The following is an 8,453-nucleotide window of genomic DNA, read 5'->3' on the forward strand; positions in this document are numbered from 1 at the left end:
GGAGTCAGATGGATCCTCAGCCGATGAAGTCGCCCCTCGTCGATGTCGACGTACTGGACGAGCCGGGGTGCGTCGACGTGAGCAAACGGCTGGAGTCGCTGCGACCCTGCTGGCTCACCCGGGGTGTCGGCTACTTCACCCTCGGCCTGGCGACCTACCTCGACGTAGCGGTCTCCGACCATCCGCAGGAGACGTACTTCGGGCGACTCGCCCGGCACAACCGGCTACTGCGTGACCACTTCGGCGACCTTCTCGACCGGGTCGCCGACGTGCTGGCCGTACTGCTGGACATGCCCACGCGGTACGACGAACGAGTGGCGCTGCCCGGTTTCCACGTGTTCGAGGGCGTGGGCATCGCCGACGCACCGAGGCCGAGCCAGCACTTCGACCTGCAACACCGGGCGATGCCCTGGCCGTTCGAGATCGCTCGGGTCGAACAGTCCATATCGTTCACGCTGCCGATCGCGCTGCCGCACCGCGGTGGAGCCCTGGACGTCTGGGACATCACCGAGGCGGACATGCTCCGGCTGGAACGCCTGGGCGGGACGTCCGGGACGATCGGCGAGACCACGGCACCGCGGCGCCACCCATACCGAGTCGGCCGCATGGCCGTGCAGCTCACGCCCGTCCTGCATCGCATCGCCGCGGTTCCCGCACGCCATCCCGGGGATCAGCGCATCACCCTTCAGGGACACGGAATCCGCGACGCCGACGGCTGGATCCTCTACTGGTGAACCCGACAGGCGAGGGAAAACCCGGGTGGCGGTTCGGAGACGGTGGCCTCCACGGCGGCATCGCGCTCGCCACCCAGGACGTGTTCAGTCCCGCCGCGTGCTTGTCGCGGACGACGAGCTGTTCCTGCTCGCGATCCGGCTACTCGCAAGGCCCGGCCGTCAGGGCTGGACAGGCATGCTGGAGCAGTTGGAGGTGGTCGTCCTGCCGGCGAGCCGGTCGGTCAGCCAAGTGATCGCGTCGCTCTGGTCGGTGAGCAGCGGGGCGAAGTGGTTGAGGAGCGCGCTGAAGAGATTCGGTAGTGTGACGGCCTTGTAGGTGACATCGCCTCCCTTGTGGCACCAGTCGACGGCGAGTTGCCGCGCCTGGGCGTGCGGAACGAGGTTGTCGCTGACGCCGGTTGCGATACGGACGGGCCCGGACGGTTCGAGGGTGCCGATGCGCTGGCTGTCCAGGAAGGACTGGAGCGCGGGAGTGCCGGCGATGATGTCGCTGATGGACCGTCCGTCGGTCGTCCACTTGGTGCTCTTCGCGTAGGCGTAGCCGAAGATCGCGTCTCCGACGCACATGGTCGACAGATCGGTGAGGGCGGCCTTGCCGGCGGCATTGAGATGTGCCTCGGCGATCGGCTTCAGCGCGGGGTCGGACTGGAGGAAGCCGTTGAGCGACCAGCCCAGCGCGCCGGCCAGTTCGCTCCCGTCGATGGCCTTGGTGACCGAGGTCAGATCGGCGGGCGGAGCACCCGCGTAGGTGCCGGCGAGGGTCACGTCGGGGGCGTACGACGCCTGGAGTTCGGCTGCCGCGGCGGTCGCCCCGCCGCCCTGGCTGTAGCCGAACAGCCCCACCCGGGACGCCTTGGTGACGGAGGCCCCGCCGACCGAGCGGGCGGCGCGGGCGGCGTCCAGCACCGCGTGTCCCTCGTCGACGCGGTTGACGTACGTGTGCAGCCGGTCGGTCGCACCGAGGCCGGCATAGTCGGTGACGACCACGGCGATGCCCTTCGCGAGCAGACGGTAGATCGCCAGGTCCTCGTAACCGACGGAAACCGTCTGGCCGTTGACCGTCAGCGGGTGTTCGAGACCCAGGGACGCGGCACACTGGTCGCCCTGTCCCATGGTGCCGGGCGCCACCACGACCAGGGGGCGTGCCCCGCCGCCCCGCCATGCGGCGGTCGGTTCGATGTAGGCGCCGGTCACCGCCACCGGCTGACCGGCCGAGTCGGTGGACTTGTACATCAGACGGGTCGCGGTACCGGGGAGCGGCCCGTCGAGACCGGGCAGGCTGAGGGCGAGCGTGAGCGGCTCGCTGCGGATCAGGGTGCCGTCGGCGCTGGGCAGGTCGGTGGGCGGGTTGTAGAACGCGGGGATGGTGACTCCCCTGGAGACCACCTCGTCCGCCGCCGATGCGGGGGAGGACGACAGGGCCTGGACGCCCAGGCAGGCGGCAGCGGTGACTGCTGCGGCCAGAAGTCGTCTGCGTGCGGGCATGGCAAACCTCCTGTGAAGCGGCTGGCAGTGAGGTGCACAGGGGAAAGCGGCACTGGAACGCGGCCGTCCCATGGCGCGTTCATGCCGCTCGGTGGCGGTTCGCCAGAACCTTACGCGTGAGTAAGTTACTCGTGATAGCGGCCGGTAGGTTACGGTTCAGTAATTTGACGGCATGTCTAACTGGGAGGTGCGACGGTCACCGACCGTCAGAGAGGCGAGCCTCTGACGTGCGCGTTCTCGGGCGTCGGAGAGGGTGCCGGAGGCCGTCGATATCGACGAGGAGCGGCGCAGCGGCGCAGATCGCGCGTGCAGCGGGCTCAGCCGACGACGGGTACGGACACGATCCCGGGCGGCATGTTCAGCGGCGTGACGACCTGGATGGCCGAGGGCAGGGCGGGGCCGTCTTCCGGGAGCGCTTTGTGGGCCCGCATGATGATCTGGCAGGCGCGGCGCATGTCCTGGCGCAGGTCGTGGTGGAGGACCGCGGACAGTCGGCGTTCGGTCAGCAGACGGGTGTTGTCGTGGTCGAGATCGTGGGCGATGAACACCGCGCATGCGCGTCCGAGGGCTTCGAAGGCCTCCAGGGTGGCGCGGTTGCCTCCGCCCACGGAGTACACGGCGACGATGTCCTCGTCGTGCCTGAGCGCGTCGAGCACGAGGTCGTACTGGGTGGCGTCCAGGCCGTCGCTGTCGGTGACCTCCACCAGCATCCGCCGCGGCTGGTCGACGCGCATGGCGCTGCGGAAGCCCATCTCGCGCTCCTCCTCGCCACGGAAGGATCCACGGCTGATGGTGGTGAGCACGTTGCCCGGCCGGTCGCCGAGCCACTGTCCGAGGAGGTAGGCGGCGGTGGCGCCGGCCGCGCGGTTGTCGATGCCGACGTAGGCGAGTCGGGCGCTGTGCGGCAGGTCGGTCACCAGGGTGACGACGGGGATCCCGGCCGCGACCAGCCGCCCGACCGCGGCCGCGATCTCCGGTACGTCGGGGGCCTTGAGGATCACGCCCTGCGTACCGCGCTCGGCGATCTTCTCCAGGGTGGCGACCAGGTCCTCCGGCGGGCAGGTCTCGCGGAAGTGGAACCGGGAGCGCACGACGGCCGGGTGCAGGGCGGGCAGTTCGGCCTCCAGCGCCTCGCGAACGGCGGTGGAGAACCGGTCCGGTGCCTGCATCACGATGTCGATCATGAACGTACGGCCACCGATGCGGACCTGGGTCTGCTGGCGGTCCAGATCCCTGATGGCCTGGTGGACCTCGCGGACGGTGCCCTCCCGGACATTGCCCCGCTGATGGAGGACACGGTCGACGGTGGCCGTGCTCAGCCCCGCCTGACGGGCGATTTCCCTGATCGTATAGGGATGGCGCATGACGGACCCCGGTAGACGGTGATGGACTTTTGATGCACTGCTGAGGATTGAATGATGGGTTCGGGTTCTCAACACTGACAGAAGAACAAGCACGGCGAAAGGACCCGGATGCCCTCCCAGACCACGGCACGACGGACTCGGCTGACCGAGGCCGACTGCGACCTCGACGCGTTCCGCTCGCTCGTCGAACAGGAGACCGATCTCGCCGACCACCCCTCGGCGGAGTGTGTGGAACAGAACGTGCCGCTCTACGACAGCGACCGGCTCCGCACCCTCGCCGCCGCCACCGCCGACGGACGCCTCGAGATCCAGGACGAGTTGGTCCGGGCGCTGCTCGACGGCCCCGGTGTCGTCGTACTCAAGGGCGCGTTCGGCGACCTGGACGTCGTCGACCGGGCCACCGAGGCCTTCGCCGCGCTGATCGAGGAGGAGCGGGCGAGCGGTACCGCCCGCGGCGACCACTTCGCCAGGCCGGGCGCGAACGACCGGGTCTGGAACGCGCTGGACAAGATGGCCCTGCGGGGACCGGAGGCGTTCGCCGACTACTACGCGAACGACATGCTGGCGCTGGTCGCCGAGGCCTGGCTGGGCCCGGCCTACCAGGTGACCTCGCAGGTCAACGTCGTCAACCCGGGCGGCGCCGCGCAGAGCGTGCACCGGGACTACCATCTCGGCTTCCTCTCCCAAGCGCGGGCCGCCGCCTACCCGGCGCACGTCCACCGCCTGTCACCCGTCCTCACCCTCCAGGGCGCGGTGGCCCACTGCGACATGCCCGTGGAGTCCGGCCCGACGCTCTACCTGCCGCACTCGCAGAAATACGAGCCGGGCTACCTCGCCTGGCGGCTCCCGGAGTTCGTCGAGTACTTCGACGCCCATCACGTCCAGCTCCCCCTGGACAAGGGCGACGCGGTCTTCTTCAACCCCGCGCTCTTCCACGCCGCCGGGCACAACCGCTCCACCGGCATCCGCCGCATGGCCAACCTGCTGCAGATCTCCTCCGCCTTCGGGCGGGCGATGGAGACGGTGGACCGCGAGGCGATGGCGAACGCGCTCTTCCCGGTGCTGCTGCGCCGCAAGGCCGAGGGGGTCTCGGCGGACTGGCTGCGCCGCGTGGTCGCCGCCACCGCCGAGGGCTACCCCTTCCCCACGAACCTGGACCTCGACCCGCCGGTCGACGGTCTCGCCCCGCCCTCCCAGGCGGACACCGTCTGGCAGGCCGTGGCCGAGGGCTGGACCCCCGACCGGCTCCGCGAGGAACTGCAGACCGGCGCCAAGCGCCGCCAGAGATGAAGGGAACACCGCGAATCATGGGACTGCTGGAGGACAAGGTCGTCCTGGTCAACGGCGGCAGCCAGGGCGTCGGCGCCGGCATCGTGCGGGCGGCCGTCCGGGAGGGCGCGCAGGTCGTCTTCACCGGACGCCGGGCCGAGGCCGGCGACAAACTCGCCGCGGACACGGGCACGCGCTTCGTACGCGCGGACCTGGCCGACGCGGCCCAGGCGCGCGACAGCGTCGTACAGGCCGTGGACGTTCACGGGCGTATCGACTGCCTGGTCAACGCGGCGGGGCTGACCTCGCGCGGTTCGCTGCTCGACACCACGCCGGAGCTGTTCGACCAGCACATGGCGATCAACCTGCGGGCGCCGTTCTTCTCGATGCAGGCGGCGGTGACCGACATGCTGGCCCGCAAGGCACCGGGCACCATCGTCAACATCATCTCCAACTGCGCCCACGGCGGGCCGCCGTTCCTGGCGCCGTACTCCGCCGCCAAGGCCGGCCTCGCCGGACTGACCCGCAACGCCGCCCACGCCCATCGCTGGGACCGGATCCGGATCAACGGCCTCAACATCGGCTGGACGGACACCGAGGGCGAGGACGCCGTCCAGCGTGCCTTCCACGGCGCCGGCGACGACTGGCGGGAGAAGGCCGCCGCGGCGCAGCCCATGGGCAGACTCGGCCAGGTCGACGAGATCGCCGACTTCGTCGTCTTCCTGCTGTCCGACCGCAGCGGGGTGGTGACCGGCTCGGTCATCGACTGGGACCAGAACGTCCTCGGCGGCCTGGACTGAGCCGCTCCTCAAGCTATGAGCAGGCGGAGGCCGAGATCTGCCGTGTCGAGGTCGGCGAGGTCGCTGTTGCGCTCGGCCCATCGGCCGGAGTCGAGGTCGTCGCTGAGGCTTCGCACCGCCCGCTGCTCGGCCTCCGGCCCGACCCTCGTCCACACCGACATCGCACGGCGCACGTGATCTTCCAGATACACCCCGGGCCGGCGCCAGTACGCCTCGAACAGGCCGTCAGCGCAATCCCACGGGATGGGCACCGGCTCAGCTCGGGCGTCGATCGTGCCGGCCATCCCGGCAAGCGAGGGAAACTCCGCGAGGACGGCGGCGAACTCGGGCAGGTAGTCGCGCGTGAGCCAGAACCGGTCCTGCCATCCGGGCTCGTCGGTGTCGAACGTGAGCACCACCACGCGGCGGGCCACGCGCCGCATCTCGCGCAGCCCCGCCATCGGGTCCACCCAGTGGTGAACGGTGGAGACGGCCATCGCCACGTCGAAGGACCGGTCCTCGAACGGCAGGCTCTCCGCGGCGGCGGCCACGCACGGCGCCGAGCCGGCAGGCCGCTGCCCTCGCATGACCGCCGACGGCTCCACCGCGGTCACGTCGCGATCAGCAGGCTCGTAGGATCCGGTGCCGGCCCCGACGTTCAGCACCGTCTGCGCGTCGCCGAACGCGTCCCAGATCTGCGCGGCGATCCGCGGCTCGGTACGCCGTGTCGCGGGGTAAGCGCCGCCGATCGCGTCGTACAGCCGTGCACCGACCATCTCCAGCTGCTCCTCCGGTGTCACCCCCAGTCCCTTCGCCCGAACCTCGAGTTCTCTGTCGATGGCCGCCACCATGGCATCAGCGCGATCACGCCGGTCCAGCAGCAGGCCGCGCAGTCGCCGTAGGCGCGCGATCGCGTCGGTGGACGGGTCGCCGACCAGTTCCGCAACCTCCCGCAGCCCGAAGCCCAACCGCCGATAGGCCAGCACCTCCCGCAGCCGCTCCACGTCGCCCGCCGAATAGGCCCGGTACCCGGCCGCGGTCCGCGCCGACGGCCGAACGAGCCCGATCTCGTCGTAGTGATGCAGCGTGCGGACGCTCACGCCGGCCAGCTCGGCCACGTGTCCCACGGTCCAGTGATCCTCCACGGCACCGACTATGCCGCCTGACGCCACGTGAGGGTCAATGGCCTCACTCACGCGCCGAGAGCCGAACGCGAAGCAGCCCTGGAGGCGACTCCGGTAAGCCAGAGCCATCAAGGGTCACTGATATTGATCACGGTGCCCATCCTGGAACGGCTCCCGAAGCCGCACCGAAATGACGCCGTGGGGTCCGTCCAGTGAACGATCTCCGCTGTGCTCGATCCGGACGCCATGCACCTTCCTCGGCCCTCTCCGGTCCGGTGGAAGGTCTGACCATCCCTCTCCCCGGCTGACCCGGCCCGCCTCCCCCGCTCAGCACAAGCCGACCGGAGATACACATGCCGCTCCGGCACGTGTGTCACCCGCCCGGCAGCTGCACTCCGTAGCAGAAGGCGGCCGTGGCTCTTCTTCCAGGTCGGGGCCGCGACCCAGCCGCTCCTCGTCGAACCCCGCGTGCCCGCCGGCGAGCGGGCAGGGAACCGGCCGGGGACCTCTTCCGCGGCAGACGGTTCCGGATCTCAGTCGGGCAGCCCCCAGAACGATCCGTGCAGGCCGACCTCGGCGAAGTAGGCGCCGGCGGCGGCCGGGTCGCGGCGGGTGTAGCCCGGTTCCAGGCGTCCGGTGTACCAGTCGGCGGCGAAGCGCCACAGGGTGCGCAGATCCATGACGTAGCCACGCTCCTGGCCCGTCCGCCGCAGCCAGCTCTCGACGCAGTCGGTGGAGCAGAACAGCCGCTGGTTGCCGCAGGTGCGCACCACATCGTCCCAGGCCCGGCGCATCGGGATGAGGAAGTGGGCGACCTGGTCGCCTGGTGGGGGCGCGTCCCGCCCGACCACCCAGGCGTGCGGGGTGTCACAGGCCGGACAGCGGGTGGCGACCAGGACGTCGGGCTCGTCCCGGAGCAGGTGGGGCATGGCGAACGAGTCCCAGGCGCAACCGCCCCACCACAGCGTGTGTGCCCCCATGACCGAGAAGCCGAGCGGCACGGATGCGAAGGGGTGGGCCATCACGACGCGGTCGTGGTCCTGCGGGTCCAGGACCACGTCATGACGTCCGTGCAGGGTGCGCAACTCCTGACCTACCTGGTCGGGGGTGAGTCCGGTGAGTGCGGCGAGTTCCGGCGCGCTCGGAGCACGGCCGGTGCGGGCGAATCCGTTGTACACGGCCAGGCGGACCCGTTCCGTCGCGTGGAGAGCCGCCGTGCCCGCTGATACGTTCCCGGTCATTCCTGTGGTTCCTTCGCTGGTCGAGACGCTGGTGTCCACGGTGCACATCGATGACGTCCGAGGGCTTGGAAGGCTCGGGCGACACAACGGGGACGCGACGTCTTCTTCAAGCGTGTGCGCCCAGGGTGCTCGGGGGCCAGGGAGGAGGGGCGCGGCTACCGCGGGCGCACGGAGTAGGTCAGGTGCGTCACCCGCGGCGACGGCTCCGAGCGGACCGGCTCCAGCGCAATCCTGGACGCGTCCACGCCGTCGAACAGGCGGGTGCCGGCGCCGAAGAGCACCGGTGACAGGGTGATCGAGAACTCGTCGACCAGGCCGGCGTTGAGATACTCCAGGATCGTCGCGGCCGCCCCCCCGCTTGGGGGGGGGCCGGGGGCCGGGGGGGGGCGGGGGCGCGGGGCGGGGCCGGGGGGCCGGCGCTCGCCCGCCCCCCCGCCCGGTGCCCCGCGGGTGGCTG

8 protein-coding genes are annotated in these 8,453 nt (G+C 70.6%); 3 read left to right on the top strand and 5 right to left on the bottom strand.

Going from position 1 to position 8,453, the window contains the following annotated elements; translation table 11 throughout:
- Positions 1–8 precede the first annotated feature (8 nt).
- Positions 9–734: a hypothetical protein gene (locus tag ACFWPQ_RS16580; RefSeq protein ID WP_384034370.1), complete on the top strand. Its 726-nt coding sequence runs from the start codon at positions 9–11 to the stop codon at positions 732–734.
- A 159-nt stretch (positions 735–893) separates the two neighbouring features.
- Here the strand turns inward: ACFWPQ_RS16580 and ACFWPQ_RS16585 are convergent, their stop codons facing one another.
- Positions 894–2,219, bottom strand: a complete 1,326-nt coding sequence (locus ACFWPQ_RS16585) for a lipase family protein (protein ID WP_384034373.1) — start codon at positions 2,217–2,219, stop codon at positions 894–896.
- Positions 2,220–2,536: 317 nt separating this feature from the next.
- Positions 2,537–3,583, bottom strand: coding sequence for a LacI family DNA-binding transcriptional regulator (locus tag ACFWPQ_RS16590; protein ID WP_384034375.1), 1,047 nt, complete (start codon positions 3,581–3,583; stop codon positions 2,537–2,539).
- Positions 3,584–3,691: 108 nt separating this feature from the next.
- On the opposite strand from ACFWPQ_RS16590, the gene ACFWPQ_RS16595 reads away from it, so the two are divergent.
- A complete protein-coding gene (locus ACFWPQ_RS16595) occupies positions 3,692–4,873 on the top strand; it encodes a phytanoyl-CoA dioxygenase family protein (RefSeq protein ID WP_384034378.1) in 1,182 nt (393 codons plus the stop codon).
- A gap of 17 nt (positions 4,874–4,890) precedes the next feature.
- Positions 4,891–5,652, top strand: a complete 762-nt coding sequence (locus ACFWPQ_RS16600) for an SDR family oxidoreductase (RefSeq protein WP_384034381.1) — start codon at positions 4,891–4,893, stop codon at positions 5,650–5,652.
- Positions 5,653–5,660: 8 nt separating this feature from the next.
- Here the strand turns inward: ACFWPQ_RS16600 and ACFWPQ_RS16605 are convergent, their stop codons facing one another.
- From ACFWPQ_RS16605 to ACFWPQ_RS16615, 3 genes are all read right to left on the bottom strand, one after another.
- Positions 5,661–6,758, bottom strand: a complete 1,098-nt coding sequence (locus ACFWPQ_RS16605; RefSeq protein ID WP_384034416.1) for a MerR family transcriptional regulator — start codon at positions 6,756–6,758, stop codon at positions 5,661–5,663.
- A gap of 530 nt (positions 6,759–7,288) precedes the next feature.
- The gene (gene merB, locus ACFWPQ_RS16610; RefSeq protein ID WP_384034384.1) at positions 7,289–7,996 is read right to left on the bottom strand and encodes an organomercurial lyase; all 708 of its coding nucleotides are present in this window, start codon (positions 7,994–7,996) and stop codon (positions 7,289–7,291) included.
- Positions 7,997–8,151: 155 nt separating this feature from the next.
- The coding region (locus ACFWPQ_RS16615) for a dihydrofolate reductase family protein (RefSeq protein WP_384034387.1) at positions 8,152–8,453 on the bottom strand (302 nt) is incomplete at its 5' end.

It is taken from the genome of Streptomyces sp. NPDC058464 (assembly GCF_042721035.1).
GTDB lineage: Bacteria > Actinomycetota > Actinomycetes > Streptomycetales > Streptomycetaceae > Streptomyces.